Raw genomic sequence first — 26615 nt, forward strand, 5'->3', positions numbered from 1 at the left:
ATCTTGGTTCCGACGAAAAAGTCCGCGTTCACCTGGTCGAGGTTGAACGTGTCGAGTACCTGGTTCAGTGTGAGGACCGGAGGCGGGATAGTCACCGACGCATCATGCCGCACAGCCGAACTAAGCCAGATACTGGCCGAACCACTCCAGCACCCGCCCCCAGGCATCGTTGGCGGCGACAGCGTTGTAGCGAGGTCCGGTGTCGTTGAAGAACGCATGGTCGGCATTCGGCTCGACGACGATGTCGTTGACCAGCCCGGCGCGATCGAGGGCTGCTTTAGCCGCCGCCTGGGATCCCGTGACACGGGTGTCGAGGGCTCCGTAGAGCGCCAGCACAGCGGCGCGCTTGGAGCCGGCGAAGTCGGGGTTGTCCGGCAGCGGCCCGTAGAACGGGACCGCGGCCGACAGTTCTGGCGCGCCGGAAGCCAGCAGTTGCCATACCAGCCCGCCGCCAAAGCAGAACCCGACCACCGCGATTTTGTGGCCCGGAACCCGCATCTGCAGTTCGTCGACGCCGGAATTCAGGTCCGCGATCAACCGGTCGGGCTTGGCGGCGCCGAGTGCAGCGGTGGCCTGCGCCGGATCGGCAAAGTGCCCGGTGCCGCCCTCCTCGGACAACAGATCGATGGCCAGTGCCGAGTAGCCGGCGCCGGCGAAACGTCCGGCCACCGACCGCACCCAGTCGTTCAGACCCTTGTTCTCGTGGATGACCAACACCCCGCGACGGGCGTTGTGTGCTTGCGACCAGGCGCCCTGGAGTTGTCCACGCGGTCCAGACCAGGTGACCGGCTCGGTCGGTAGCGCCCGGTCCATCCCGGGCGGCTTTGTCCCAGTCGTGGCGGATGACCCGCTGTGCTGCTTTTGCCCGTCGCCGCAGGCGGCGATCAACGCGGCCGCGGCCCCGCTGCCCAGACCGAGCAGTGCCAGCCGCCGCAGGGCCTCGCGTCTAGTCAGCAGGCCATCGACGTGATCGGTGGCGATCTCTTCCGCAATGTATTGCCGTAGCGAGGTCACCTTGGGGAGTATGCGCTGAAAACCGCGCTGTCGCGCGGCGGTTGCGGCGGCGCGCCTCAGCCGAAGCTGTCCGGGTCAGCCACCGGGATGAGCAGATGCGACGGGGTGGGGCCGCCCTGATGAAGCTGGTAGCTGCCGCCGGCCAGAGCGCGGCGCGCGGGCTTGGTCGGGACCAGATGCGGGAAGTCGTAGGTGGTCACCGTCAGCCGGAGCCGGTGTCCCGGCTCGATCAATGCGGCGGTCGGGAAGACCTCGACGTCGTAGCGGGTCAGCTCGCCGGGAACCACGGGCTTGACCGCCGACCGCGTGCTGAAATGGTACGGCCGTAGTACCGTGCCGTCGGGCAGATACCAGGTGCGATCCGGATCCAGCGCGCGGTGCGAACCGAGCAGCGCTCCCTCGGTCAACGGGCGGCTGGCCCCGTCGGGCGCGACGTCGTCGAGGTGGGCGACCCACAGCGCCTCGCTGGTGGTGGCCGTCGCGTGCACGGTCAGCGTGATGGGTCCGGCAACCAGTGTCGGAGTCGCAAATGGCTCGGTGGTGTAGGTCAGCGCGCCGCGCTGCAGTCGCCGGTTGTCCTGGTCGTAGCGGGTCTGGCCGCCGCGCTGGGCGCGGATGAAGCTGGTCATCCCGAGGGTCCACTGCTCGATGCTTCGGCCGGCCACCGGACCCCGTCCCACGTAATTGATTGTCGCCGTGGATGTCTCGGGCGCACATTCGGCGGACAGCCGGCCGGACTGGGACAGGTAGAGCCGTGTCGGCGTCGCCTCGGCGAGCGGATAGTCGCGGGCGTGGAACCATCGCGAGCTTCCGATCGCTTGAAAGGTGAACGGCGATCCGGAGATTGCCGCTTCCGCATCGTCGTTCAGCCAATGGTCGAACCAGCGCAGCTGAAGCTCGTTGATGTGCAGCCCGCCGAAGTCGGAGACGTGATACCAGGGGCCCATCAGTAACCGCAGCCGTTCGGACACCGGCTGGCCGGGTTGCATCGGCGACTCGTCGGGCCGCCCGGCGAAGGCGTTCTGCAACGCCGCATAGTTCAGCGGCGCGCCGCGCTGGAAGGCGTCGTGCCAGCCACCGACCAGGAAAACCGCCACATCGTTGGCGACGATCCCGGCAGGACCATGCCCGGCCGCAACGCATCCCAGTACGGGGCGTCGAAGGCCGTCTCACCGCCGGCGATGGCGTCGGCGATCAACGGCCGGAAATACCCTCGCTGATCACGCCCGCGCTGCCGCACCCCGGCGAACCCACCGGCCCGCGGCCGCGGATGCTTGCCGAGGTTGGCCACCTCCAGCGCCGGGTTGACGATGTTGAGCAGCCGGTAGACCGCCCCGTAAGCCCGAACTGTGCGCAGGTGCGGGGCCCCGCCCATCGCGGCCGCGTCGCGATAGAAATCGCGGGCGGCCATCACCGGGAAAATCGCTTTCAGCGGCGAATGCGGCCCGACCGCCGCGGCGGTGAACAGCTGGTTGATCGCCAGGTAGGAGGTTCCGAACATGCCGACACGGCCATTGGCGTTGGGCAGCTTGGATGCCCAATCGACCAGCTCGATCCCGTCCTGGGCCTGCCGCTCCCCGAACATCTCGAAGGAACCGCCGGACACGCCGCTGCCGCGGACGTCGACCATCACCTCGATGTAGCCGCGCTTGATCAGATACGGCGTGGCGCCACCGCCGATCTGGGCGGCCGGCGGCGGGGCCTTCTTTCCGTAGGGCGTCAGGCACAACAGCACGGGGAACGGCCCGGCGGCGGGTCGTCCGGTCTCGGGCACCGTGGGGTAATGAATGTCGGCGCGCAGGGCGATGCCGTCACTTATCGGTATCGCGACGTTGTGGTGCACCCCCCATCCGAAGAGCGCGGGCCTGGGTGTCCAGGAAGGTGTGAACGGCGACGGGCTGGTCCTGCGGACACGCCTGGTGCCGTCTTTGCGTCGGGATCGCAGCGTCGCCATCCCCCACCTCCTGCGCGCAACATTGACAACGTGTTCAGCTGCCGGGTTCTATGACATCCCATGCCGGTTGACGACACGGTACTCGGGCTGTGGCAGGCCCTATCGCGACGGGACTGGGGCGCGGTCAAGACGTTCTTGTCGGCCGACTGCGTCTATGTGGACATGCCGGTAGGGCCGACCCTGGCCGCGCGTGGCCCCGACGACATCGTCAAGCGTCTCAAGGTCGGCCTCGAACCGTTGGCGGGCTACGAAAACCATGCCGGGGTGCTGGTGTCCAACGGCGCCGACGTCATGTACGAGCACTCCGAGACGTGGCGGTGGTCGAGCGGTGAGACGGCCTTGCTGCGGTTCGTTTCGGTGCACCGAGTCCAAGACGGCAGAGTGACGCTGTGGAAAGACTATTGGGACATGGGCAGCATGACCGCTCAGGCGCCGCCGACCTGGTTAGAGGATCTCGCGACGGCGGATACGTCGTGGATCTTTGATGCCACGGGACTGGTCTGATCGGGCCTCAATCCGACACCCGATTTCGGCTTACTCGACAGCTACGCCGCCGTGCATCGGGCCATCGCCGCCGTGCACCACTGACTGAAGCTGCTGTGCCCCAACTGTTCCCAGCCCTCGCCGTTGGCGAGATCCTGACACAGCGGCGCGCTTGGGCGTCGTGCGTCCACGTCGGGCCGCTGCCACATTCCGCCTGCCACGAGTGACGGGGAGAACCGTTGACTCGCGTCGGGTGGTGGCGCTGCTGGCGGAGGGGCTACGGGCGGAAGGACCACCACAGGCGCCCGGCAACGATGCCGGTGCTGGTGCCTGCTCTACGAGCGCGGGCCTGATCACGTACTGGCGATCGGCGCGCGAGTTCCCGCACCATTCGTCTACCGTTCCGCTGAAGCCGGTCGGGGCGATCTATCGGACGGCGTTAGCGACGACATCATGGACGGTGTTGCCCGCCTTGCGGATCCCGTAGGCCTCCACGATTTCGAACACGCCGATGACGACGAGCCAGATGCCGACGACGAGAGTCAATATCTCGAGCGAATCGAACGGCCAGGCCAGGACGACGATGCCGGCGATAAAGCTGATGACACCGAAGAATATCACCCACCCTCGTCCGGGAAGGCCGCGATCACTGATTGCCGATGCCGCCGTCGCCGCGCCGCGGAAGACGAACCCGACAGCGATCCAAATGGCCAGCAACAGATATGCGTATCCGTAGTCAAAGTGGCGGAAGGCCAGTACGGCCAGGACCACGGATGCCGCGCCGCTGATAAACAGCAGGATCCGCGCGCCTGCCGTCACAGGCAGAGTGAACGCGAAGATCACCTGCGCGACGCCGCTCACGAGCAGATACACGCCGAAAAGGACCGCCGCGACGGTAAGCGATTTTCCCGGCCAGACCAGAATAAGGACGCCCAAAACCGCGGTGAGCACTCCGGACAGTAGCGTCGCTTTCCAAAAATGCTGAAACAGACTCTGATGAGCAGTGTTGGTCATCCTCGAAGTGTTTCACGCCAAGAACTGAAATCCAGTGTTTTTCTCGCATCGATTTAGGGCGTCTCGTCGACGCTCGGCAATAGCGCCATCACCAGGGCGATCACCAGCACGTAGGCCCGGGCCGCGAGCAGTCCGGCATTCCACAGACCAAAGTCGATTCGCCCGCTTCCGGGCCAGGGCTCACCGGCCCACCGGATCAATTCATCGCTGCTGGCCACCAGACCTGTGCTGTTTACAGCCAGGGCGGTTTCGGGATCGGGATAAGCCCGCGTCAGGTCGCGATGATCAAGCTCAACTCCGACCTTTCCTCGCAGGGACATAACCCGCACGACACGCAGCAATTAATGCTCGACGCAACCAGGGCATACTGCGCGCAATTCTCACCACCGCAATAAGGAGATTCCCTCGCGGCAGTACGGGAATGGGTGCCGCCAACTGTGTGCGCGCTTACGGCGCGTAACGCGCTGCAAATGTGGTTGCTGAAGTCCAAATAGTCGACCCCACAACGCTCCCCGATTCCCGCATTTCAGCAGGTCAGGACACAGTGCTTGCTCCGATCAAGGGAAGGACCACTGGGACATGGGCAGCACGACCGCGCAGGCGCCGCCGACCTGGCTGGAGGACCTCGGAAAAGCGGATGTGAGCTGGGTATTTGATGCTAACGGGCTAGTCTGAGACGCCCCAGCACGCTATAGAACACCGCCTGAATTGCTTTGAGCATCGCTAGGCCAACTCCCCGCTGACTTCAGTCCGACCAGGGGTACGCCCACAATGGGGTGACTGCAAATGTGAATAGCCACAACAGTGCGCACAAGATCAGGAGCAAGATCGCCTGGGCGAAGAACCGCCTGACCTCGGCCATCCGATCATCATTCCCGTCACCTACTTCGGACCGGATGACGGTGCTCAGTCGATCCAGATCGCCGGCGGTCAGGGACACCCTCTCCCGACCGATCGCCATCAGATACGCGCGGGAGCCATTGGCCCGATCTAGGCGAACGAGGTGTAGCTGATCCCCGTCACTGTCGCGCAGGCCGATGAGGCTGGTTAGTTCTGGTTGTTTCACGGTGTACCCCTTCGGTTGTTGGGAGTTCCGTGGTTGGGCTGGGACGTTTTTCCTGTGGTTGGAACACGCTGACCATATCTCCCCCCGTGAATGCGCGCAATCTCTTGTCTCGCAAGTGATTCCGTATTGCGGCGATACACTGGCTGCAGCACAGCGCACCCGGATTTGCCCATTTCCGCAGGTCAGAGCACAGTGCCATCTCTGACACCCACCGAACCGGAACATGGCCGCGGGCTGTGCAAGCCCCGCCACGACACCTGCACCGGGAGCACGATGTAGTGAGTCCGCTACCCGCGCTTGGCGCGACGGTATAGCCATATCACCAGAACGACGACAGCCACTAGGACGACCACGCCGACGCCGACTCTGGCAAGGGCGGCCATCCCGAGAGCCGTGCCAAAGAGGTGCCCATGCCTTCGCCGTCTCGTGCTAAACGACGCAAGTAGAGTCGCCATTGAGACGGTCAACACGTCCAACCCCTCTCCGCTACGTGGCGCGTTGTTGCGGTCATCATCCGGCCAGCTCTACTTCGCTATTCGATTGCGCGGCTGTGCGCGTTGCCTGGAATTATCCGACGGTCGAACGGCGGCTGGCGGATTTTGACCAACTCAATGCGCTATGCGTGAAGTCACCGATCTCCGACGCAACCGATTTACCAAACCCACAACGACAAGCATTGATGGCGGCAGTCCGTACGCGCACTAACGCTTTTGGGGCCGACGCCGCGGCCGGCGTACCTTCACGGTTGCGGGCTTCATTTTCACAATCCGCGGGTCATAGGAGTACAGCAGGGTTTCGGGGTTCACGACCCACTGCCGACCCGTTGCCAACCCACGCACGATCACGCGACGTCCGATTCGGCCTCGGACAGTTCGGACGATCTCCACCGAGGCTTCGTGTTCCCCGCGTCGTCGCCTGTCCCAGATGGCGCCCTCGGTGATGGCGCCGGCGCGTTCGGGGTCGAGCCTGTTTGCCCGCATCGCCTCGTTCCCAACGAGAAACGGTACCCATTCCCGGGGTAATCCCCGGACCCTCTCGTTGTACCCGGCCAATAACACTCCTAATCCGACCAACCGGACTTATCGATTTAGATACCGGACCATTCAGCTAATTTATGGATGAGGGTTTATCGGCGTGTCGCCGGGCGCCAGCTAACTCTCGGTGCTTATGGCCGGCAAGCGTTCCCAGTTCCCGATTGTGGGGACGTCCTCGCCCTGGACATCTATATAGGAAGCCTCGGTCAAAACCGGCGCTGAGAAGCTCCGGCCGCCGGCTTGATTTTCGGTCACGGTGACGCCGTAGGGCGCGCGCTCGACCTTCACGCTGGGGTCGTCAAGCTGCAAGCGCCACCGTGGTTGGCTCCTGATCGGGGCCAAGAACTCGAGCGCCTCTTCCTTCGTGGGGAATGACCTGGCGAAGACGGGAACGGGCTCGTCCCACCGATAGATCAGGTAGCTGATCTTCCCGTACCAGTTTCGATACACCACCCAGTAGCCAAGGTGCGAGGCCAGCTCGCCCAGTTCCGTCACGCAGTGTCTCCTCCGCCTCGACCGCTACGGAACTAGTCTGGCCGATCGGCATTCATCCCGCTTCCCTGGCCGGCTGGAGGAATGTCAGCGCGTAGGTGTCCTGGTACCTCTCCGGGTCCGCGGCCAGCTCCTTCAACTTCGCGTGCAGCTTGTCTAGTGTCTCAGCGACTTCATATTCGCAGCCACCGGGACACACCGGCAGACTGAAGAAGCCATAGCGAAACTGGTCTGTCCAGGGACGGACTAGTCCGGCGGGGTCGACGTAGCGAATGGTCGCGCGGGGTAGATGGGTGACCAGTTTCCCGAGGAAATGATTGTTCCTGCAGTGCAAGGTCAGCAGGGCGGAGATTTTTGGCCCGGATTCAGTGCTCATGCTTGACTATCGGCGAAGGGGCCGACAGCGTTTCTAATCGCGCTGACCGGCCGTTCCCAGCCGATAGATACGGGTCGCGTTGTCACGAGCGATGAGGTAGACCACCCGCACCGCATCGGCTTCACTCCAGTCACCGTCGTTGACGAATCCGCTCAGCACCCGATGAATACCGTTGCGCCACAGCCTTGTACCGAGGTAATGCAGCTCGACCGGGCCGAAGCCGTCGGACGAGTACAGGATTTTGCGGAACGGCGCCAGTTCCAGCAGCCGGGCGATGAATGCTGGCGCGCGGGCGCCCAGGTGATTGATACTCAAGCCACCATCCAGATAGACGTTGTTGAACGCCTGCGCCAGGTAGCCGGCCTCCCGTTCATAGGGGTAGCAGTGCAGCAGCACGATCGGCGTGTCGCCGGGCTGGCGCAAAAAGTCGAGCAGATACAGCGGGTTGGCTTTGCGTAGATCGCACTCCCGATCGCCGAAGCCAACGTGGAATTGCAACGGTTTACCCACCCGCAGCGCCTGATGCACCCCGAAGCGCAGCAGCACCCGATCCTCGAGCCGGACGCCGCCGCTGTCGCGCCACCGGGCGGCGGCCTCGGCGACCTCGGTTGCCGACGGTTCGGTCAGATCGCCGTCGAACCCACCGCGGTAGGCAAGGATGGATTTGGTGGCTACCGCTGTCGCCGCGCGCCGGTGCAGGATCTCGTTGAACGCCGACGCGTAGTCACCCGGGGCGTGTGCGGCCTGCTCGGCCACCTGTTCGAGGCGAACCACTTCGTGGACGCGGCCGCCCGACCACTCGGCGAGCTGCGCGACGTCCGCCACGCCGTCGGCGTATCCGGTGTCCACCAGCCAATCGCTGACGCCGGCGGCGCGCAGAAAGATTCGGGCCAGCTCGGCCTCGGTGAGCTGGCTGCGCCGTTGCCAATATGGTTGTGGGTCAGCGTGTTTAGGCAGGCCGAGTATCGGCGCACAGTGGGCTCGTAGCGCGAAGCCCAATTGTGAGTCGAATCCGGAGTCGAAGTCGGCGAGTGGTTCGGTGTTGGCCTCGTTGAGGCCGTTCTCAAATCGCTGCCGGTCCCCCGCGGTCAGCCAGCAGCCGTGCATGTGTTGGTCGATCAGCGGCACGCCGGCGATATGGTCCGCCAGGGCCGCCACGCTCAGACGCTCCAGGCCATACGGAATTTGTCGGCCAGGTGCTCACGGTTGAGATGGGCGTACTGCTCGTGCTCAAAGCGGCGGACAGCGACCACGACGTCGACGGCAGAATCGCCGAGAATCGCACGCAATCGGCTCGAATTATCCAGTTCAGCAATAGTTTTGGCTTGGGACTCAGACAACGCCACGATGCCGGCGCGGCTGCGATCTGAGTCGGACAGTGTTGCCGGGTCCACCTTGATCTCCGGCGGCAGCGCCGCTTTGTCCCTGATTCCGTCCAGCGCCAATCCGAGGATTGCCGCCGTGGCGAAATACGGGTTGGCCGACGGATCGACGACCTTGATTTCGATGTTGCCGCCGTGCGGGTTACCGGGGCCGCCAACAACAAAGCGCAGCGCCGCTTCTCGATTCTCGGTTCCCCAACAGGCGTACGCGCCGGCCCAGTTACCGGGATGAAGGCGCAACCCCGACACGATCGAACCGCACAACATGCCCTGCGCCTCCGGCAGGCCGCGCAGTATTCCCGCCACCGCGTTCTCACCCTCGCTCGTCATACCCCGGGTGCCCGCTCCGTCGGAGAACAGCGGGCCCGCCGAGTTGCTCAGCGAGACATGTTGGTGCGCACCGCATCCGACATCGCCGACGAACGGCGCCGGTGACAGGCTGACACGCAACCCATAGCGTCGGGCAACGCGGCCGATGATCAGCCGGGTCAGCACCAATTGGTCGGCCGCGGCGACCGGCGATTGCGGTGCCAGTGAAATCTCAAACTGGTTGGCGCCGTACTCGGGGTGTAACTGCTCGATCACGATGCCCGACACGGTGGCTGCCGCGGTGACGTCGCGAACGAACGCCTCGTATTCGAGCACACCGGCCAGCCCGTACTGCGCCCACAGCGTCGACGGCAACCGGCGGCCGTCCGGATTGACCAGCAAGAATTCGATCTCGTGACCGACCAACGCCTCGATACCGGCGTCGGCGAGCACCGCCTCGATACGGCCGAGCGTTCCGCGGCTGCAGCTAGGCACCGGCGTGCCGTCCTGCTCGAAGAATGAGCCAGGCGCCCAAGCCAATCCATCACCGACGATGTGCAACGCGGACAGGTCAATCCGGACGCGCTGATCACCGACGACACCGATGTGTTCGCTGAACGCGATGCCGGTCTGGTCGATGGCGAAGCCATGCCAGCTCCGGCTGGCGCCCAGGCCCGGATCGGCGAATGCGTTGCTCCGGCGTATCGGTACGGTCTTGGCCTGGGTGAGCCCGGCCGGATTGACCACCGTGCCGATGATCGCGTCGACCCCTTCGGCCTCGAGTTGGGCGATCGCGGCGGCGGCGAGCGGTATGGTGGTCATCTGCCGGGCGGGCCCGGGTGGGTCAGACCCGACTCGGCAGCGTCAGCTTGCAACTCTGGCCGATATCCAGCGTCCGCAGCACTCGGCCCATGCCGATCCACAACGCGCACGACAACGCCAAGTCTGCGAGCAGCTCTTCGGAGAAGTGTTCGCCACAGCGGGTCCAGAAGTCTTCGTCGTCGCGCAGCACCGTGTGCTCGGTGGCGAACCGGTGGGCGAACTCGGCGGCCAACCGCTCCTGGTCGCTGTATCCGGGCCAGGTGCGCCACTCGCGCGCATGGTCGTACAGCGCTTCATCGACACCGGCGGCGGGTCCGTCGCCGTCGCGGGTATTGACGCAGACTTCGCATTCGTTGTCGTGGGCGATGACCATACGCGCGAGTTCACGGGTCCGCATCGGCAACCGGTTGCGGCTATAGACCGCGTTGGCGAACGCGCCTATCGCGCCGCCCAAGTCCGGAGATTTCAGGACCCAGCCGGCCAGGTCGTCTTCAGCGAACGTTCCGATGCGACTCATGGCGAGATGGTACGCCTCCGGCTGTCGTATCCCGAACCCCCCAAACGCTTCGACGCGCCCGTCGAGCCGCTGCGTTATCGGCCTTTATGGTCACGTTGATCGACAAATGGCACCCCTTCTTCGCAACCTTAATGTTAGATATACGTCAAATTCTATTCAATTTCTAGACATGTATGAAATACCGCGCTCACGGGTCGAACGGAGCCCTGCTCATCGCATCGTCAATTACGAATCTGGAGGTTTCTTCGACCGAAACCTACTGCATAGCAACGTAACCCGGGATGATCTGGCGACGAGCCGTGTTGGTGCCCTGCGCTGTTGTTAGGCCATTCGACCCCAATTTTTCTCCTGAATGCAGCCTAAGCGGTCACTAATAGACACTCAGACCCGTGCAGAATTTACATACATAACCAGCGTCTTCTGATATAGGCTCGGGCGGTCGGCGAACCGTCGGGGTTGGGACGCTGACGATGGGGCCGCCCCCCATTCATGTCCATATCGACCATATCGACACATACCAGATTGGAGAGCTCGCACATGAGTCGGAACGCTCGTACCCCAGCGCCGCGCAGCCGCCGGATAGCGTTAGGTTTTGGCACGGCCGCCGGCGCCGCCGTTGTTGCCGCGTCGCTCAGCATGGGCACCGCACCCGTGGCCGGCGCGGACGTCTCCGACGCGGATGCGGTCAGCTCGTTGGCCGGGGCACTCGACCTGGACGCGTTGAGCGCCGCGAGTGTCGCCGATGCGGCCGCGAGTGTCTCCGATAAGGATGCGATCAGCTACTTGATCGACGCAGTGTTCCCGAACCAGTTTGTCGGGAGCGCACCGACGGGCGCGTTTGGGCTTCTGGGCTACTACCTTGACGAGTACTTGTTCGGGCCTACCGGCATTTTTCCTGGCGTTGATGCCTTTCTCGAGCCGTACGTTTTAGAGTTGGTGAGTAAGTTGCCATCTGACGCCGCAAGTGCCGCGACTGTGGGCGGTGCGGATCCGGTCAGCGACGTGATCGGGGCGCTCGACCCCAGCGCGTTCAACGCCAGCGACGTGATCGGGGCGCTCGACCCCAGCGCGTTCAACGCGCTCGACTCGGTCATTGACGGCTTAGTGGGTTCGATCACGCTCTTCTGATCTCGGTCGCTCTGGCTGGCGAGGGCCGACCGGGTCCACGCCAACCAGATGGCCACTAGCAATAGAAAGCAATCGCGTCCATCCGTTTCGCCCTAGTCTCACCGCGAAGCGGTACGCCCGGAATCGCTGGGAATTGGCCTAGGAATCCGCTTCGTCGCTTCTCTGCCAGTCGCCGACAGTCGCCGTGGGTCGTCACCCCAGTCAGGTTGCACGACGATCCGTTGCGCGATCCGGTCGAGCGTGGCTTCGACCTGAGCGCGGTCGGGACTGCCTTCGAAGTTGGGCGAGCGGGTGAGTTTGTCGACGATCCATTCCCGGATCAGCGTGGTGACGAAGTCGACCTGGCGTAGTCCGGGCGGGGTGAGCCATAGCCGGTCGACGTTGCGTTGCGCGTAGCCCCGGCGGACCAGGCGATCGAAGGTGGGTTCGAGAACTTCGTAAGGTATGCCCAACTGTTCACCGATGTCGGTGATCCGGGCTATCCCGAACGCTCGCTGATGACGGTTGATTCGCAAGCAGCGCCCACAACTCCGCGACGTCGAGTTGACAGTCGGGCCGCATGGCGATGCTGCGCAGCCGCATCCCCGGTTCACCGCGCAGCAGGCGTCCGATCGCGGTCTCCAACATCTCTTCCGGCGACTGGGTGGTCGGCATCGCGAACCCGTCACCCAGGTCGGCGGCGGGCTTGCCGATCTCACGCAACGGGACTTCACGAAGAAACAGCGCCAGGGCGAAACCGACCAGCGCGACCGGAACCGCCCACAAGAACACCTGGGTGAGCGACGTCGCATAGGCGTTCACGATGGGTGCGGCCATGGCACGAGGCAGGCGGTGCAAGGCCTCCGGCGGATTCGCCGCTGTGGGAGATGCGCCGCTGGCCGCGATCGCCGGACCGATGCGCGCTCGCAGGAAATTGGTGAACAGTGAGCCGAATATCGCAGCGCCGAAAGAACTTCCGATTGTGCGGAAAAACGTGACGCCCGACGCGGCGACACCTAGATCCTCGAAGCGCGACGTGTTCTGCACGATGAGGATCAGTACCTGCATGCACATGCCGATGCCGGCGCCAAGGATGAACAGGTAAAGCGATTGCAGCACCGCCGATGTGGACGGGTTCATCCGGGACATCAGCAGAAACGCGATCGCCATCACCGCCGTCCCGGCGACCGGGAAGATCTTGTATCGCCCGGTTCGGCCGACCAGCACGCCGCTGCCCATCGACGTCAACAGCATCCCGGCCACCTTCGGCAGCGTGCGCAGTCCCGATGTCGTTGCCGACACACCGTCGACGAACTGCATGTAGGTCGGCAGAAAGGTCAGCGCCCCCAGCATGGCGAACCCGACCACGAATGACAGCACACAGCACACGGTGAAAACCGGACTGCCGAAGAGCCGGGTCGGCAGGATCGGGGCGGCGACCCGACTCTCCACCCAGACGAAAGCGGCCAGCGCCAGCGTGGAAGCGACGAAGAGCCCGATGATCGTCGCGGATTTCCACGGGTAGGTGGTGCCGCCCCAGCTGGTGGCCAGGGTCAATCCCGTTACACCCAGGCCAACGAGCAGGATGCCGGTGTAGTCGATGACCGGTTTGCCGCGCCCGGCCAGCGACGGGATCGCCGCAGCCGCAACGAAGAACACGACGATGGACACCGGCACGTTGATATAGAACGCCCACCGCCAGCTGAGATGGTCGGTGAAATAGCCGCCCAGCAGTGGGCCGATCACCGTGGTCACACCGAACACCGAACACCGCGCCCAAGGCCCCCTGGTAGCTGCCGCGGTCGCGCAGCGGAATGATTTCGCCGATCAGCGCGGTGGCCGTGACGGTGATGGCGCCGCCGCCCAGACCCTGCAACGCGCGCGCGCCCACCAGCATCGCCATCGACTGCGAAATACCGCACAGCGCCGATCCGATGACGAAGAACGTCACGGCGGCCTGGAACACCCGCTTGCGGCCGAACAGGTCGCCGAGTCTGCCGGCGAGCGCGGTGATGATGGTCGAGGCCAGCAGGTAACTGGTGACCACCCAGGACTGGTGGCCGGCGTCGCCCAGGTCGGCGACGATCGTGGGCAGTGCGGTGGCGACGATGGTTTGGTCGAGTGCCGCCATCAGCATTCCCAGCATGATCGCCAGGAAGACGAAATTGCGTCGTTGCGGGCTGAGCAGGGTGCTGCCGGATTCGGCATCCGGCGTGGCAGCGATCTGCGCTGTCATGCCTGCCTTCCGTCAGCGTGCGTCAAGCTCAGTGCCGGGCTTGTCCCGTCGTCGGCGGCCGCGCGACACACTGAGCCAAGTAGAGCTCTTCACCAAGCTTTTCCATCAGCTGCAGCTGGGTCTCGAGGTAGTCGACGTGGTTCTCCTCGTCGGCCACAATCCCCTCGAGCAGGTTGGCGCTGGTGGTGTCTTGCTTCTCGCGGCACATGATGATGCCCGGTTTGAGCCGGTCCAACACCTCGTGTTCGATCGCCAGATCGGCCTCGAACTGCTCGCGCAGCGTCTGGCCGATGCGCAACGAAAAGAGCCGCTGGTAGTTCGGCAGCCCCTCCAGCAAAAGGATGCGATCGGTGATCGCCTCGGCGTGCTTCATTTCGTCGAACGACTCGGCGCGGGTGTGCTCCGCCACCTCGGTGAAGCCCCAATTTTCTTGCATTTTGGAATGCAAAAAATATTGATTTATCGCGGTGAGTTCACTGGTCAATTGCTCATTGAGCAAGCGCAAAACTTCCGGATCGCCTTCCATTATCACTCCTGTCTACGTTGCCACCACGGTCGTTGCGGCTACGCTACCGCAGGTCAAAAGCCGTTGTCACCCAAGGTAATACTCACTCAGGACAGCTTTCCCTAAGTAACCGAAGCCTATGTTTAGTGAACCAACTCATTCTCGGCGCTTATCGGCTGAGTGAGCATCGTACTAAGCGAGTTTGTGCGTAGGCCGTCAATGCGGTGTGCGGTGAGAGCGATCACAGGCAAATCGCCCCGAGCGAGGCGCCGGCTGGAAATTTTCTCCTCGGCAAAGGTGTGGCGCTTGACAGTGACGGCGTGGCTGCCAGCACGCGACCAAGCAGTTCGGTGCTTCAAGAGCCCCGTACGTTGAAGAGCTGGTCATCGGCCAGTCGACGGGTTTGAAGTGAGCTGGCAGACTTAGGTTAGACTGCACTAACTGACTTAGGTTAGACTCCACTAACAATGTACGTATGCCTGTGCGTCGGAGCGACAAGTCAGACAGTGTCTGACGCTGTCGAACGCGGGGCGTCGACATCCAAAGAGGTTGCGGCGGCCTGCGGAGCTGGCACCGATTGCGGACGTTGCCGGCGCACGTTGCGGGCGATCATCGCGGCGGCCGCGCAATTGGAAACCAGCGGGTCGCGCTAGCCGCGCCGACCGGTGAAATCGGCAAGCGCCTGCGCGTTAGCCTGACCGCCGAGCAACTGGGCGAATTGGTCATTTTCGCGGGCGGTTGCCGCCGCGATTTCTGTACGAGTCGGTTCGACGATGGTCTGCTTGACCGCGATCAGGCTCGAAATCGGCCGCGAGGCAAGGATTTCGGCGTGCCTGCGGGCATCGGCGATCAGCTCGGACGGCTCGCACACCTTCCAGACCAGCCCCATTCGCAGCGCCTCGGCAGCGGTGACCCATTCCGAGGACATCAACAGCCAGGCGGCATTTTGCCGGCCCACCAACTGCGGCAGCAGGTACGAGGACGCCGCCTCCGGCGCAACGCCCAGGCTGGTGAACGGGCATTTCAGCCGAGCCGTCGATGACATGAATGCCAGGTCCGCATAGCCCAGGATGGTGGTGCCGATGCCGACTCCGACGCCGTTCACCGCGCAGATCAGTGGTTTGGGAAACCGGGTCAGCGCATCGATCATCGCGGTGAAGTGCGATCCCTGACGGGCCATTTCCGGGTTGGTGATGCGGGCTTGCATCTCGTTGAGGTCGTTGCCGGCGCTGAAGGCTCGTCCGGCCCCGGTCAACAGCACGACAGCGATGTCCGGGTCATCGGCTGCCGACCTCAACGCTTCGGCAGTGGCCTGGTAGAGCGCCTCGTTGAAGGCATTGAGTGTCTCAGGCCGGTTCAGGGTGAGGGTGCGCACCCGGTTTTGGTCTTCGCTCTGCAGTATCACCGGTGTCTCCTCATGTCTCGAATGGTGTTTTCAGCACGTAGCGGCTGGTCGGCACGGTGTCGATGTTCTCGTTGGCGCCGAACGCCGATGTGCTGGCGACCATCCGGCTCAGCCGCTGTTGCAGGTCGGCGTCGTCGGCGGCGCCGAAGAAGGCCTTCAGATCGGTGATCGCCTCGGCCGGGAACAGCTCTTCGACAATGCCGGACAGCTCCGGGGCGTCCGGTGTGAGCGCGCGTACGACGGCGTTCTGGGTGTAGCCGAAGGTGGACTGGGTCTCGATCGCCACCGCCGTGTGGTCGTGCTGCCAGCGGCGCAACCAGCTCGCCTGGTCCAGCTCGGCAGGCCGGCGCAACAGCGCGATGTTGGCCAAACCCGTTGTGCGGCTGCCTAGTTGAAGCGGCGCCTGCAACGGCACCGACTCGGTGACGAGATAAGCCGCGAGCTGATCGCACTGCGCCTCCAGTAGACGCAGCGCCGTAGTGATCTGATCGCCGTAGCACTGCTGGGTCCAGATGCTCACCACGGCGGCCACTGGCGGGTCGAGCGTCGTCAGCGTCATGAGTGAATGACGCACCGCGTCGTCGCGGACGTTGACGGCCAGGCCGGGGACACCGAGCCGAAGAATGGCATCGGCGACCGTTCCGCGCTGCCGTTGGCACCAGTCGTCATCGCGGTCGGCCGCCATCAGCACCGCAACTACCTTCTCCATGAGGCGAAACTAGAACACGTTCATGTTGCCGGCACTACCGGGCCGGGCGTACTTGCTTGTCGCCGTCGACCAGCTCGCCGATCAGAACGGCAAGCTGCCGGTAGGGCCCCTCGCGGCCGCTGGACGAACGAAATACCAACCCGATCCGCCGGCCCGGACGAGGTGTCGTGAAGTAGGCCAGTTCCAGCCGGCTGCGTGCGGTCTCGACGGGCACGGCGCTCTGCGGAATCAACGTCACACCCAGCCCGCCGGTGACACATTGCACTGCGGTCGCTAGCGACGCCGCCCGGGTGTTGGCCAATTCGGCGCGTATGCCCGCCTTATGGCAGACGTCCAGGGCCTGGTCGCGCAGGCAGTGCCCCTCGTCGAGCAACAGCAACGGTAGCTGCGCCAGTGCGGTCGGTGGCACTCGTCGCTTGCCCGCCAGCGGATGCCCGGGCGGCAGCGCGAGCACGAAATCTTCGTCGTAGATCGGGATTTCGGCGATGCCGCCGGCTTCCGCCGGCAAGGCGATCAGCGCCGCATCCAGGGATCCCTCGCGTAGCCCGGTGAGCAGCCGCTCGGTCTGGTCTTCGATCACCCGCAAGGTGAGCGATGGCAGCCGCTCGGCCAGCCCCGCAAGCAGGGTCGGCAGCACGTACGGTGCCACCGTCGGGATCAGTCCCAGCCGGATGCTGCCCTGCAGCGGGTCCGAGGCGCCCGCGGCCGCGGCCGAGAACGCCGTCGCCGCCTCGATCACCGCTTGCGCGTGCGGCAGCAGCTGCTTGCCTTCGGTGGTGAGGAAAACCCGACGAGTCGATCGCTCGACAAGCTGGACGCCGAGCCCGGTTTCCAATGCCGACAGGGCCTGCGACAGCGTCGATTGGCTGATGCCGAGAGTTGTTGCGGCGCTGCCGAAATGCTGCTTCTCCGCGACGGCGACAAATGCCCGGAGTCCGGCGATGGTCGGCTGATAACTCTTATCGGTCATACCCATCAATATAGTGGGACATATCACCTTTAATTGTAAGTTGGATTGCGGCAGGATGGGCGTTGGAAAACTTGACTGAATCCAATCTTGTTGAAAAGGAGCGACATGGCACTGCTGACCATCGGTGACCAGTTCCCCGCCTACCGGCTGACCGCGTTGATCGGTGGCGACCTGTCCAAGGTCGACGCCGAGGCGCCCGGCGACTACTTCACCACCATTTCCAGCGACGACCACGAGGGCAAGTGGCGGGTGGTGTTCTTCTGGCCGAAGGACTTCACCTTCGTGTGCCCGACCGAGATCGCCGCGTTCGGCAAGCTCAACGACGAGTTCGAGGACCGCGACACGCAGGTGCTCGGGGTTTCGGTGGACAGCGAGTTTGTGCACTTCCAGTGGCGCGCCCAGCACGAGGACCTCAAGAAGCTGCCGTTCCCGATGCTTTCGGACATCAAGCGCGAACTCGTCGAAGCCACCGGGGCGCTCAACGATGAGGGTGTAGCCGATCGGGTCACCTACATCGTCGATCCCAATAACGAAATCCAATTCGTCTCGGTGACTGCCGGTTCGGTGGGGCGCAATGTCGACGAGGTGCTGCGTGTGCTCGATGCCCTGCAGTCCGACGAACTGTGCGCCTGCAACTGGCGCAAGGGTGACCCGACGATCGACGCCGGCGAAGAGTTGAGGAAGTCAGCCTGATGAGTGTCGAGAATTTGAAGGACGCACTGCCCGAATACGCCAAGGACCTCAAGCTGAACCTGGGCTCGATCAGCCGCAGCACCGTGCTCAACGAGGAGCAGCTGTGGGGCACCGTGCTGAGCAGTGCCGCGGCGACGCGGAATACCCAGGTGTTGGCCGAGATTGGGGCCGAGGCGGCCGACTACCTGTCGTCCGAGGCCTATCAGGCCGCGCTGGGTGCGGCATCGATCATGGGTATGAACAACGTCTTCTACCGTGGCCGGGGCTTTCTCGACGGCAAGTACGACGACCTGCGCCCGGGCCTGCGGATGAACATCATCGGGAACCCGGGCGTGGACAAAGCGAGTTTCGAGCTGTGGTCGTTTGCGGTGTCGTCGATCAACGGGTGTTCGCACTGTGTGGCTGCCCACGAGCACACCCTGCGTGAGGCCGACGTCGCCCGGGAAGCCATCCTCGAGGCATTGAAGGTGGCCGCCATCGTGTCCGGCGTCGCGCAGGCCATCACCACGGCCCAAACGCTGGCCGCCGCCGGCTAGACACCGGCCGTAGACTTCGGGTCTGTGGCCCTGAGCGAAGTCGATCTGCAACGGTTGCGTCGCTGTGTCGAGCTTGCCCAAACCGCATTCGACAACGGGCACGCGCCGTTCGGCGCGATCCTGGTCGACGCCAAGGGGCGGACCCTCTACGAGGACCACAACCGGATCACCGACGACGATCAGACACTGCACGCCGAGATGGGCATCGTCCGGTGGGCGGTAGCGAATTTGGCTCCGGTTCTTCGCATTCGAGCGACTGTCTACACCTCGTGTGAGCAGTGTCCGATGTGCGCGGCCGCGCACGCGTGGGCGGGGCTCGGGCGCATCGTGTACGCCACGTCGTGTGCTCAGCTGACCGAATGGCTGGGCGAGTGGCAGGTGCCCACACCGGTCGCCATGTTGCCGATCACCACGGTGGCGCCCAGAGCGGTGGCCGATGGCCCGGCGCCCGAACTCGAGGCCGAGGTGAAATCCCTCTACGAAGCCAGGTATCGGCGGTGACGGTGCCGCCCTGGGTACGGCATGTGATCTGGTGGCATGTCTACCCATTGGGGTTCGTCGGCGCTTTCCCGGCGACCGCACCCCCGGACCCGGGTGAACACCGGCTGCGACGGGTCGCCGATTGGTTCGATCACGCTATCCAGCTCGGTGCGTCGGGGATCGCGCTGGGGCCGATTTTCGCGTCGCGCACACACGGTTACGACACCACTGACCACTACCGGATCGATCCTCGGCTCGGCGACGACCACGATTTCGACTATCTCGTGGCCGAGGCCCATCGGCGGGGCTTGCGGGTGCTTCTCGACGGCGTGTTCAACCACGTCGGTGTCGACTTCCCCCGCTATCGCGAAGCGGCGCATGACGATGCGGCGGCACACTGGTTTCGCGGCCCCCCAGGGCACTTTCACACCTTCGAAGGCCATGGCGGTCTGCTGGCGTTGAATCACGACAACCCCGAGGTCGCCGAATACACCGCCGCCGTGATGGCGCACTGGTTACGACGCGGCGCTGACGGCTGGCGTTTGGATGCTGCGTACGCTGTGCCGTCCCAATTTTGGGCTGAGGTTCTGCCCAGAGTTCGCCGGCTCCAACCGGATGCGTGGTTCGTCGGAGAGCTGATACACGGGGACTATGCCGCGGTGGTTCACGAAGCCGGTTTCGACTCGGTCACCCAATACGAACTGTGGAAGGCGATCTGGAGCAGCCTCAACGACGGGAACTTCTACGAGCTGGACTGGGCCATGCGGCGCCACAACGATTTCGTCGAAAGTTTCCCCCCGCTGACCTTCATCGGCAATCACGACGTCACGCGGATCGCCAGTCAACTGCAGCGTGCCGAACACCTCGCTCATGCGTTGGTGATCCTGCTGACCGTGGGTGGCATTCCCAGCATCTACGCCGGCGACGAGTTCGGCTACCACGGAATCAAGGAGGAGCGATTCGGTGGCGACGACGCGGTGCGGCCTGAATTCGGCTCTCCCCCACAGCAATTAGATGCGCGTCAGGCCGAGGTATGGCGTTTGCACCAATATCTGGTTGGGTTGCGCCGGCGTCATTCCTGGCTGCATGCGGCGACGACGACTAAGTTGCGATTGGACAATCGGCATTACGTGTACGAGTCACGACGCGGCGACCAGGCGCTGATCGTCGCGCTGAACATCGACGACGTCCCACTGCGGGTTGTGTTGGGCGAATTGGGCGTCGGGCAGGCACAGGTCATCGCCGGCAGCGGCATGCCGCCGGACGAAGTCGTCGACCGGGTGCAGATCGAGCCGCAAGGCTGGCGAATCCTGCGGCCCACCAAGGACAGTTTGGGTGATGCACTCTAAACTGGACAACGGGCCATGTAAGAGGAGCGGCAACAGAAATGGTAGACGACACCAGCTCGTTGAGTTTCCTGAGTCGACGCCCCGTTTGGTGGTTCGTGATAGGTCCCGCTGGCGCTGTTGGCTCGGTGTGGGGGAAGCGCCTAGGCGAGGACCGTCCGCTTCTGGGTCGTTTCGTTTTCATCCTCGGCCTAGTGCTTATTGCGATCGGTCACGGCTGGGCCATCGACGGGGCGTACGTTCGTCTTGCCGGTCATCATCAGCGACGCGCGTAAACGCGAGAGCACGGACACCCGCGCATCGTGTTAAACGGCTAGGTCAGGCGCTCCACTGTCAGCGGATCTTCCTCGCCGCCGTAGTACCGCTTGAGCAGCCGCAGGAAATCGTGGTTGTCCGCGGTCGCGTGGGCAAACAAGGTCATCGCCGAGCGAACTTTCAGATCATCGGGCGACCCGAAAATCTCGCCGATCGAACGGCCTTGCACGGCGTTGACCAGCCGGGCGCATTCGTGCAACCGCGGTCCGAGCAGTTCGTGCTGAAGATAGGCCCGGGCTTCGTCGAGTGAGGAGATCGCGTACCTGGCAGCTGTCGGGCTGCTGCCCAGCCCGGCGACCTGCGGGAAGATGAACCAGATCCAGTGGCTGCGTTTGCGCCCGGCGCGCAGCTCGTCGAGGACGTCGTCGTAAACCCGCTGCTGCGCGTCAACGAAGCGCTGCAAATCAAAGGGGTCGCGTGCGGAATCCATAAGACCTACCGTGACACAGTGGTCAAACGACGGATACCGAAGCCGCAAGACCTCGCGCCGCTGATCCGGTTACGCAAGCCTCGGCTGGACCGCGTCCAACGCCGGCTTGATGATGCACAGACCATCCACGATCTGCGACGCATCGCCAAGCGCCGGACACCGAGGGCGGCTTTCGACTACACCGACGGCGCGGCCGAAGAAGAGATCTCCCTGGGCCGTGCTCGACAAGCCTTTCGCGACATCGAGTTTCACCCCACGATCCTGCGTGACGTCAGCAATGTGCGGACCGGTTGGGAAGTTCTCGGCCAACCGGTGGCGCTGCCGTTCGCGATCGCGCCGACGGGCTTTACCCGGTTGATGCACACCGAGGGCGAGATCGCCGGCGCCCGGGTGGCAGCGGCGGCCGGGATCCCGTTCTCGCTGTCCACGCTCGGCACCGCCTCGATCGAAGAGGTCGCGGCCGCTGCGCCGCAGGGCCGCAGATGGTTTCAGCTCTACATGTGGCGTGATCGGGACCGTTCGATGGCATTGGTGCGACGGGCGGCCGACGCCGGGTTCGACACCCTGCTGGCCACCGTCGACGTCCCGGTTGCCGGCGCGCGATTGCGCGACGTCCGCAATGGGATGTCGATCCCACCGGCGTTGACGCTGCGGACCGTGCTCAACACCGTGCCGCGTCCGCGCTGGTGGTTCGATCTGTTGACCACCGAGCCGCTGGCGTTCGCGTCGCTGGATCGGTGGTCGGGTACCGTCGGCGAATACCTCGACACGATGTTCGACCCCGGCCTGACGTTCGATGATTTGGAATGGATCAAGGCGCAGTGGCCGGGCAAGCTCGTCGTCAAGGGCATCCAAACCCTCGACGACGCGCGGGCCGTGGTCGATCGCGGCGTCGACGGCGTCGTGTTGTCCAATCATGGTGGCCGCCAACTCGACCGGGCTCCGGTGCCGTTTCATCTGCTACCCGCTGTGGCGCGTGAACTCGGCAAGGACGCCGAGATCCTGCTGGATACCGGCATCATGTCCGGCGCCGACATCGTCGCCGCAATCGCCCTCGGCGCACGCTGCACGCTGATCGGCCGGGCCTACCTGTATGGGCTGATGGCCGGCGGCGGGGCGGGCGTTCATCGCGCCGTCGAGATCTTGTCCGGACAGTTGACCCGCACCATGCGACTGCTCGGGGTCACCTGCCTCGAGGAGCTGACGCCCAAGCACGTGACGCAGCTGCGGCGGCTGGTGCCGGTCACGCCAGAGTGACCAGATCCGGCGCGTAGGATCCTTATATGAGAAGGGCTTTCGTCGTTACACTCGCGTTCGGATTGATCGTCGCATTTTTCGGTGTGATTTGGGCGCTTCAGGGATTCGGGGTGCTTCTTGGTAGCCCGATGAGCAACACCACGACCTGGTCCATCACTGGCCCGATCACGGCGCTGATCGGCATCGCGATTGCGGTATTCAGTTGGCGGAGACTGTCGTCGAAATAGTGCTTCACGTGGCCGCCACGGTGAAGTCCACCGTGTGCCAACCGGTGGCACCGTCGGGGACGGTCCCAACTCGATCGGCAGTTTGCGCAGCTCCGGTGTTGTCGGTGGCACGTACGGTGACGGTGTGTTTCCCAGGGCTTGTCGCCTGCCAGGGGAAGCTCCACAACCGCCACGTCTCGTTGGAATAGCTCGCGCCCAGTCCAGCGGGCTGCCACGCCCCATCGTCGATGCGGATGTCGACGGCTCGCACACCGCGATTCTGTGCCCACGCGACGCCGCCAAACACCACCTGCCCCATCGGCACCTTCTGGCCAGCTTTCGGCACGTCGATCCGCGACTCGGTCTTGATGGGAGCACGCGCTGCCCAGCCCTGCCGCGTCCAGTACGCCGTTGCTCTGTCGAAGCGGGTCAACTCCATCTCGACGACCCACTTGGTCGCCGACACGTAGCCATAGAGCCCCGGTACGACCAGCCGGGCCGGGTAGCCATGCTCGACCGGCAGCGGCTGGCCGTTGAGGCCGACCGCCAAAAGCGCGTCACGGCCATCGGTGAGCGCCTCCACTGGCGTGCCGGCGGTGAACCCGTCGATCGACGTCGAGAGCACCATGTCGGCGTCCGCGTGCACGCGGGCCACCGCGAGCAGATCGGCCACCCGGTATCCCGTCCAGACACCTGTCGAAATCAGGCTTCCGCCAACGGGATTCGATACACAAGTCAACGTCGTCACCATTTCGACGACGTCGAAGTGGGCAAGGTCGTCGAAGCGGTAAGTGGCTTCGCGCTGCACCATGCCATGGATGCGCAGTCGCCAGTCGCCGCGGCTGAGTTGAGGAACACTGAGCGCGGTGTCCACCCGGTAAAAGTCGGCGCTCGCGGTGACAAAGCTCGGCAGCGCAACGCCGTTCGGTTGGACATCGGCAGGTATGGGCGGCGCCGATGTGCGCGGTCGGGGAAGCGTGAAGCTGTTGCGGTCAGCGGCCACCGAATGCACCAACCGCGTGATGACCGCGCCCATCACGCCACTCACTACTCCGAATCCGACCAATCCGAACATGACCAACCTGCGCCTGCCGGCATCCGGCTCGTCGTGGTCGGCTGTGTCCTTCGGGTCTGCCAGGCCGGGCCACAACCGACGGGTGAGCAAGCGTAGGGTCGCCACGCCGCAGGCGGCGCCCGCGACGGTGGGGATCGTGTCGAGTGCGGTCGCACCCTGCCGCGACAGCACGGCGGCGCATCCGAGGACGCCCGCTGCTGCGATCGCGGCGCTGCCGAGCGGTCGGCGCTGAGTCTCGAGCGTCCCGGCGATCGCCGCGATCGCAGCGATCACCACCAGCACGACCACGCCCACGAAGAGTTTGTCCAGAGAGCCCAGGGTCTGAATAGCCCACTCTTTGATGGGCGCCGGTGTCAGGTCGACGGCCGCTGAGCCGATCGCAGCGCGCGCATCGGCCCGCGCGCCGAACGGGATACCCACCACCTGGGCTACCCCGAGCGCGACGGACGCGGCGGCGACCCCGGCGATCATCCGCCCATCCGACGGCGCTACGGCCATCGGAGCTACTCTACTCGCGTTCCTCTCAAGGATCGCAAACACGTTGCCCTGCAGGCGAACCGGCGACATCGGCATGCCGCCGTCGACCCGCGCCACGGTATTGGCCAGCCCCGAAGAGGCTTAAGCCCGTCGGCCCCTCGCGGCGCGTTGTAGCAGCCATATAGGTCGGCTGGTTACTCGGTTAGACGGCGGAAGCGATCTTTGCGTTCGTCCCGATCTTCTCCGCGTAACCGGTCCATATAGTTACACCTTGCGCTCGGGCCTGAAACCTGTCAAGGTGGTTACTTATGACGTTCGCCTATGTGGGTGGCCGGCAATGCCTCAACTTCGTCGGCACCATGAAGCACCGACACAGCTCACGTGAGGAGCTGCTGACCGAGCCGGAATTGCTGTCGGACTGGGCGGTTGAGGCCGGGCTGCTGGATGCCGCCATCGACGTCACCGACGACGATCTGGCGGCCGCACTTGCGCTGCGGGAAGCCATCTACCGGACTGTCAGCGCCCGACTGGAGGGTCATCGGCCCAAGCCCGCCGACGTCGAGCTGCTCAACGAACGGGCCGCCCAGCCCCAGCTCACGCCACGACTCCTGCGCAGCGGCGCTACCCGCCGCGAAGGCACCCCAGCGCAACTGCTTGCCAGCGTGGCCGCCGATCTGCTCGACCTCCTGGCCGGAACCGACATCGAGAACGTCAAGCAGTGCTCGCACCCGGACTGCACGCGGCTGTATCTGGATGCGTCGCGAGCCAAGAATCGGCATTGGTGCGGGATGGGCACCTGCGGCAACAAGGCCAAGGTCCAGGCCTTCCGGGCCCGCCAGCGCGCCGCGTCTGGCTAGACCCGCTTCCCGTCGGGAACAAACTGGATCCGATACAGGTTGAGCGCATCAGACTTAACTTTGGAGGATTGATGTCTGAAGCCAAATCAGTGCCGGTGTTGTTCGTCAAAGACCCGATCGTGTTGCCCGGAATGGTGGTGCCGATCGCCCTCGACGATGTTGCTCGCGCGGCCGTCGAGGCCGCCCGGGCCAGTGAGTCGGGCACGCTGCTGATCGCTCCGCGGCTTGACGACCGCTACCCGTCCTACGGGGTGTTGGCGACAATTTTGCAGGTCGGCCGCATACCGGGTGGCGGCACCGCCGCCGTTGTGCGCGGCGAGCGGCGGGCCCAGATCGGCGTCGGAGCGAGCGGCCCGGGCGCCGCGCTGTGGGTCGAGGTGACCGAGATCACCGAACCGGAACCCACCGACGAGACCCGTGCGCTGGCCGCCGAATACAAGAAGCTGCTGCTGGCGATGCTGCAACGACGCGAGGCCTGGGAGCTGGTCGACGTCGTCAACAAGCTCACTGACCCGTCGGCGCTGGCCGATATGGCGGGTTATGCGGCGTATTTGACCGACGTGCAGAAGCGCCAGCTGCTGGAAACCGAGAATGTCGCCCAGCGGCTGCGGGTGTTGATCGACTGGACCGGCGACCACTTGGCCGAGGTCGAGGTCAACGACAAGATCGCTGAAGACGTTCGCGAGGGCATGGAAAAGCAGCAAAAAGAGTTCCTGCTGCGCCAGCAACTGGCCGCGATCCGCAAGGAACTCGGCGAAGGCGAACCAGACGGCTCGGATGATTACCGCTCCCGCATCGAGGCGGCTGACCTGCCTGAGAAGGTTTGCGAGGCGGCCCTGCGCGAGGTCGGCAAGCTGGAACGCTCGAGCGAGCAAAGCCCTGAAGGTGGCTGGATCCGCACCTGGCTGGACACCGTGCTCGACCTGCCCTGGAATGTCAGGACTGACGATTCGACGGACTTGGCGGCGGCGCGAGAGGTCCTGGACGCCGACCACCACGGGCTGGACGACGTCAAGGACCGCATCGTCGAGTATCTGGCCGTGCGTACCCGGCGCGCCCAGCGTGGGCTGCAGGTCGTGGGTGGCCGCGGCTCGGGTGCGGTGATGGTGCTGGCCGGCCCGCCCGGCGTCGGGAAGACGTCGCTGGGTGAAAGCGTGGCCCGGGCACTGGGCCGCAAGTTCGTGCGCGTCGCCTTGGGCGGTGTGCGCGACGAGGCCGAGATCCGAGGGCACCGTCGTACCTACGTGGGTGCGCTGCCCGGCCGGATCGTGCGGGCGATAGGTGAGGCGGGATCGATGAATCCCGTTGTGCTGCTGGACGAGATCGACAAGGTCGGTTCCGACTACCGCGGCGATCCGAGCGCGGCGCTGCTCGAGGTGCTCGACCCGGGCGCAGAACCACACGTTTCGCGACCACTACCTGGATCTGGACCTGGACCTGTCGGACGTGGTGTTCCTGGCCACCGCCAACGTGATCGAGAACATCCCGTCGGCGCTGTTGGACCGCATGGAACTGGTGCAGATCGACGGTTACACCGAAGATGACAAG

The 26615-nt window shown here is 64.5% G+C and carries 25 protein-coding genes and 3 pseudogenes; 12 read left to right on the top strand and 16 right to left on the bottom strand.

Annotation, left to right across the window (positions count from 1 at the left end; all coding sequences use genetic code 11):
• Positions 1–120: 120 nt before the first annotated feature.
• Positions 121–1014 (bottom strand): dienelactone hydrolase family protein, encoded by an 894-nt coding sequence (locus VKI00_RS07770; protein ID WP_324436458.1) that lies wholly within the window; start codon positions 1012–1014, stop codon positions 121–123.
• A 56-nt stretch (positions 1015–1070) separates the two neighbouring features.
• Positions 1071–2968: pseudogene (locus VKI00_RS07775) on the bottom strand (CocE/NonD family hydrolase).
• A gap of 60 nt (positions 2969–3028) precedes the next feature.
• On the opposite strand from VKI00_RS07775, the gene VKI00_RS07780 reads away from it, so the two are divergent.
• Positions 3029–3472 carry a nuclear transport factor 2 family protein gene (locus VKI00_RS07780; RefSeq protein ID WP_324436460.1) on the top strand — a complete coding sequence of 148 codons (444 nt, stop codon included), beginning with the start codon at positions 3029–3031 and terminating at the stop codon, positions 3470–3472.
• 405 nt (positions 3473–3877) lie between these two features.
• Here VKI00_RS07780 and VKI00_RS07785 read toward each other — a convergent pair whose 3' ends face one another.
• Complete coding sequence (locus tag VKI00_RS07785) at positions 3878–4441, bottom strand: HdeD family acid-resistance protein (RefSeq protein ID WP_324436495.1); 564 nt, start codon at positions 4439–4441, stop codon at positions 3878–3880.
• A gap of 227 nt (positions 4442–4668) precedes the next feature.
• Here VKI00_RS07785 and VKI00_RS33750 point away from each other — a divergent pair, with 227 nt between their 5' ends.
• Positions 4669–4860: a hypothetical protein gene (locus tag VKI00_RS33750; RefSeq protein ID WP_414687145.1), complete on the top strand. Its 192-nt coding sequence runs from the start codon at positions 4669–4671 to the stop codon at positions 4858–4860.
• 350 nt (positions 4861–5210) lie between these two features.
• Here VKI00_RS33750 and VKI00_RS07800 read toward each other — a convergent pair whose 3' ends face one another.
• The 6 genes from VKI00_RS07800 to VKI00_RS07825 form a co-directional block, all read right to left on the bottom strand.
• Positions 5211–5531, bottom strand: coding sequence for a hypothetical protein (locus VKI00_RS07800; protein WP_324436463.1), 321 nt, complete (start codon positions 5529–5531; stop codon positions 5211–5213).
• Between the two features lie 1151 nt (positions 5532–6682).
• Positions 6683–7060, bottom strand: coding sequence for a hypothetical protein (locus tag VKI00_RS07805; protein WP_324436464.1), 378 nt, complete (start codon positions 7058–7060; stop codon positions 6683–6685).
• A gap of 52 nt (positions 7061–7112) precedes the next feature.
• The gene (locus VKI00_RS07810; RefSeq protein WP_324436466.1) at positions 7113–7433 is read right to left on the bottom strand and encodes a hypothetical protein; all 321 of its coding nucleotides are present in this window, start codon (positions 7431–7433) and stop codon (positions 7113–7115) included.
• A gap of 33 nt (positions 7434–7466) precedes the next feature.
• A complete protein-coding gene (locus VKI00_RS07815) occupies positions 7467–8540 on the bottom strand; it encodes an amidohydrolase family protein (RefSeq protein ID WP_324436497.1) in 1074 nt (357 codons plus the stop codon).
• A 53-nt stretch (positions 8541–8593) separates the two neighbouring features.
• Positions 8594–9946, bottom strand: a complete 1353-nt coding sequence (locus VKI00_RS07820) for a glutamine synthetase family protein (protein WP_324436468.1) — start codon at positions 9944–9946, stop codon at positions 8594–8596.
• Between the two features lie 22 nt (positions 9947–9968).
• Complete coding sequence (locus VKI00_RS07825) at positions 9969–10463, bottom strand: carboxymuconolactone decarboxylase family protein (RefSeq protein ID WP_324436469.1); 495 nt, start codon at positions 10461–10463, stop codon at positions 9969–9971.
• A 537-nt stretch (positions 10464–11000) separates the two neighbouring features.
• Here VKI00_RS07825 and VKI00_RS07830 point away from each other — a divergent pair.
• Positions 11001–11591, top strand: a complete 591-nt coding sequence (locus VKI00_RS07830; protein ID WP_324436470.1) for a hypothetical protein — start codon at positions 11001–11003, stop codon at positions 11589–11591.
• 98 nt (positions 11592–11689) lie between these two features.
• Here VKI00_RS07830 and VKI00_RS07835 read toward each other — a convergent pair.
• Positions 11690–13806 (bottom strand): annotated as a pseudogene (locus VKI00_RS07835) (DHA2 family efflux MFS transporter permease subunit).
• 28 nt (positions 13807–13834) lie between these two features.
• Entirely contained in the window at positions 13835–14332 is a 498-nt protein-coding gene (bfr, locus tag VKI00_RS07840) for a bacterioferritin (RefSeq protein WP_324436472.1), read from the bottom strand.
• Between the two features lie 446 nt (positions 14333–14778).
• On the opposite strand from bfr, the gene VKI00_RS07845 reads away from it, so the two are divergent.
• Positions 14779–14964 (top strand): (2Fe-2S)-binding protein, encoded by a 186-nt coding sequence (locus tag VKI00_RS07845; RefSeq protein ID WP_324436474.1) that lies wholly within the window; start codon positions 14779–14781, stop codon positions 14962–14964.
• On the opposite strand, the gene VKI00_RS07850 is transcribed toward VKI00_RS07845, so the two are convergent.
• Genes VKI00_RS07850 through VKI00_RS07860 form a run of 3 tightly spaced genes read right to left on the bottom strand, consistent with a single transcriptional unit; the run spans position 14961 to position 17395 of the window.
• Positions 14961–15716: an enoyl-CoA hydratase/isomerase family protein gene (locus tag VKI00_RS07850; RefSeq protein WP_324436476.1), complete on the bottom strand. Its 756-nt coding sequence runs from the start codon at positions 15714–15716 to the stop codon at positions 14961–14963. The two genes, VKI00_RS07845 and VKI00_RS07850, sit on opposite strands and share 4 nt — an antisense overlap.
• A gap of 10 nt (positions 15717–15726) precedes the next feature.
• A complete protein-coding gene (locus VKI00_RS07855) occupies positions 15727–16425 on the bottom strand; it encodes a hypothetical protein (RefSeq protein WP_324436478.1) in 699 nt (232 codons plus the stop codon).
• A gap of 34 nt (positions 16426–16459) precedes the next feature.
• Positions 16460–17395, bottom strand: a complete 936-nt coding sequence (locus VKI00_RS07860) for a hydrogen peroxide-inducible genes activator (RefSeq protein WP_324436480.1) — start codon at positions 17393–17395, stop codon at positions 16460–16462.
• Positions 17396–17500: 105 nt separating this feature from the next.
• Here VKI00_RS07860 and VKI00_RS07865 point away from each other — a divergent pair, with 105 nt between their 5' ends.
• From VKI00_RS07865 to VKI00_RS07880, 4 genes are read left to right on the top strand one after another with little or no spacing between them, the layout of a single operon-like run.
• Positions 17501–18088, top strand: a complete 588-nt coding sequence (locus VKI00_RS07865) for a peroxiredoxin (RefSeq protein WP_324436482.1) — start codon at positions 17501–17503, stop codon at positions 18086–18088.
• Positions 18088–18624, top strand: a complete 537-nt coding sequence (locus VKI00_RS07870; RefSeq protein WP_324436484.1) for an alkyl hydroperoxide reductase — start codon at positions 18088–18090, stop codon at positions 18622–18624. Before VKI00_RS07865 ends, VKI00_RS07870 begins: the two co-directional genes overlap by 1 nt.
• 24 nt (positions 18625–18648) lie before the next feature.
• Positions 18649–19125: a nucleoside deaminase gene (locus VKI00_RS07875; protein WP_324436485.1), complete on the top strand. Its 477-nt coding sequence runs from the start codon at positions 18649–18651 to the stop codon at positions 19123–19125.
• Entirely contained in the window at positions 19122–20453 is a 1332-nt protein-coding gene (locus tag VKI00_RS07880; RefSeq protein ID WP_324436486.1) for an alpha-amylase family glycosyl hydrolase, read from the top strand. The genes VKI00_RS07875 and VKI00_RS07880 overlap by 4 nt, the downstream gene beginning before the upstream one ends.
• Before the next feature lie 310 nt (positions 20454–20763).
• On the opposite strand, the gene VKI00_RS07885 is transcribed toward VKI00_RS07880, so the two are convergent.
• Positions 20764–21195 (bottom strand): DUF1810 domain-containing protein, encoded by a 432-nt coding sequence (locus VKI00_RS07885; RefSeq protein ID WP_324436488.1) that lies wholly within the window; start codon positions 21193–21195, stop codon positions 20764–20766.
• Positions 21196–21213: 18 nt separating this feature from the next.
• Here VKI00_RS07885 and VKI00_RS07890 point away from each other — a divergent pair, with 18 nt between their 5' ends.
• Both VKI00_RS07890 and VKI00_RS07895 read left to right on the top strand, forming a co-directional pair.
• Positions 21214–22452, top strand: a complete 1239-nt coding sequence (locus VKI00_RS07890; RefSeq protein WP_324436489.1) for an alpha-hydroxy acid oxidase — start codon at positions 21214–21216, stop codon at positions 22450–22452.
• 26 nt (positions 22453–22478) lie between these two features.
• Complete coding sequence (locus tag VKI00_RS07895; RefSeq protein WP_324436490.1) at positions 22479–22679, top strand: hypothetical protein; 201 nt, start codon at positions 22479–22481, stop codon at positions 22677–22679.
• Positions 22680–22683: 4 nt separating this feature from the next.
• Here the strand turns inward: VKI00_RS07895 and VKI00_RS07900 are convergent, their stop codons facing one another.
• Complete coding sequence (locus VKI00_RS07900; RefSeq protein WP_324436492.1) at positions 22684–24231, bottom strand: molybdopterin-dependent oxidoreductase; 1548 nt, start codon at positions 24229–24231, stop codon at positions 22684–22686.
• A gap of 287 nt (positions 24232–24518) precedes the next feature.
• On the opposite strand from VKI00_RS07900, the gene VKI00_RS07905 reads away from it, so the two are divergent.
• Together VKI00_RS07905 and VKI00_RS07910 are read left to right on the top strand one after the other, a co-directional pair.
• On the top strand, positions 24519–25067 hold the full coding sequence (locus VKI00_RS07905; RefSeq protein ID WP_324436493.1) for a CGNR zinc finger domain-containing protein: 549 nt from the start codon (positions 24519–24521) through the stop codon (positions 25065–25067).
• A gap of 71 nt (positions 25068–25138) precedes the next feature.
• Positions 25139–26615, top strand: a pseudogene (locus tag VKI00_RS07910) (AAA family ATPase); the annotation flags it as partial.

The sequence above is a fragment of the Mycobacterium sp. genome (assembly GCF_035314665.1).
Taxonomy (GTDB): Bacteria; Actinomycetota; Actinomycetes; order Mycobacteriales; family Mycobacteriaceae; genus Mycobacterium.

Excerpts from the sequence above, each read along its gene's own strand:
- VKI00_RS07905 (WP_324436493.1), top strand. The coding sequence starts at position 24,519 with ATGACGTTCGCCTATGTGGGTGGCCGGCAATGCCTCAACTTCGTCGGC.
- VKI00_RS07825 (WP_324436469.1), bottom strand. The coding sequence starts at position 10,463 with ATGAGTCGCATCGGAACGTTCGCTGAAGACGACCTGGCCGGCTGGGTC.
- VKI00_RS07845 (WP_324436474.1), top strand. The coding sequence starts at position 14,779 with ATGTACGTATGCCTGTGCGTCGGAGCGACAAGTCAGACAGTGTCTGAC.
- VKI00_RS07865 (WP_324436482.1), top strand. The coding sequence starts at position 17,501 with ATGGCACTGCTGACCATCGGTGACCAGTTCCCCGCCTACCGGCTGACC.
- VKI00_RS07860 (WP_324436480.1), bottom strand. The coding sequence starts at position 17,395 with ATGACCGATAAGAGTTATCAGCCGACCATCGCCGGACTCCGGGCATTT.
- VKI00_RS07830 (WP_324436470.1), top strand. The coding sequence starts at position 11,001 with ATGAGTCGGAACGCTCGTACCCCAGCGCCGCGCAGCCGCCGGATAGCG.
- VKI00_RS07815 (WP_324436497.1), bottom strand. The coding sequence starts at position 8,540 with ATGCACGGCTGCTGGCTGACCGCGGGGGACCGGCAGCGATTTGAGAAC.
- VKI00_RS07855 (WP_324436478.1), bottom strand. The coding sequence starts at position 16,425 with ATGGAGAAGGTAGTTGCGGTGCTGATGGCGGCCGACCGCGATGACGAC.
- VKI00_RS07895 (WP_324436490.1), top strand. The coding sequence starts at position 22,479 with ATGAGAAGGGCTTTCGTCGTTACACTCGCGTTCGGATTGATCGTCGCA.
- VKI00_RS07885 (WP_324436488.1), bottom strand. The coding sequence starts at position 21,195 with ATGGATTCCGCACGCGACCCCTTTGATTTGCAGCGCTTCGTTGACGCG.
- VKI00_RS07900 (WP_324436492.1), bottom strand. The coding sequence starts at position 24,231 with ATGGCCGTAGCGCCGTCGGATGGGCGGATGATCGCCGGGGTCGCCGCC.
- VKI00_RS07870 (WP_324436484.1), top strand. The coding sequence starts at position 18,088 with ATGAGTGTCGAGAATTTGAAGGACGCACTGCCCGAATACGCCAAGGAC.
- VKI00_RS07810 (WP_324436466.1), bottom strand. The coding sequence starts at position 7,433 with ATGAGCACTGAATCCGGGCCAAAAATCTCCGCCCTGCTGACCTTGCAC.
- bfr (WP_324436472.1), bottom strand. The coding sequence starts at position 14,332 with ATGGAAGGCGATCCGGAAGTTTTGCGCTTGCTCAATGAGCAATTGACC.
- VKI00_RS07780 (WP_324436460.1), top strand. The coding sequence starts at position 3,029 with ATGCCGGTTGACGACACGGTACTCGGGCTGTGGCAGGCCCTATCGCGA.
- VKI00_RS07820 (WP_324436468.1), bottom strand. The coding sequence starts at position 9,946 with ATGACCACCATACCGCTCGCCGCCGCCGCGATCGCCCAACTCGAGGCC.